Source organism: Burkholderia sp. Bp9099, from assembly GCF_003857805.1.
In the GTDB taxonomy this organism is placed as follows: Bacteria; Pseudomonadota; Gammaproteobacteria; order Burkholderiales; family Burkholderiaceae; genus Burkholderia.
The window spans coordinates 1-432 of sequence record NZ_QTPU01000108.1; the positions used below are offsets into that span (position 1 = coordinate 1).

The following is a 432-nucleotide window of genomic DNA, read 5'->3' on the forward strand; positions in this document are numbered from 1 at the left end:
GCCCACAGCGCGTCGAATGCCTGACGAACGTTCGGGCCGTCCCGCACCGACACGAACCGCTGCAGGTCGTACGCCATCTCCTGCCGGCCGACACGCGCCTTGAACGTGCCGCCGCCCAGCTGATCGACATACGCGACGAATGCCTGCTCGATGTCGAGCTGATCCTTGTCCACCGTGCCGACCGTGTCCTTGCCGAACGGCCGCGCATCGACGAACTGCACGAACGCCTGGAAATGCCCGGCATAGCGCAGATCCGCATGCACCGTCGCGCGCTGGATCACGTAGTTGTCGTCGTGCGCGGCGCCGAGCCCGAACAGCGGCGCGTTGTTCAGCTCGAAACGCTCGCGCAGGTTCCCGCCGAGCGACAGGTAGGTCGACGGGTCGCCGCCGAGCGGGATGTACTTCAGCCCGTCGAGCGGCTTGCGCGGCACG

General features: G+C 67.6%; 1 protein-coding gene. It reads right to left on the reverse strand.

Features of this window, described 5'->3' with window-relative positions; translation table 11 throughout:
* Window positions 1-432: alginate export family protein (locus DIE17_RS37140; protein ID WP_185735436.1), on the reverse strand; the 432-nt coding region annotated here is incomplete at both ends.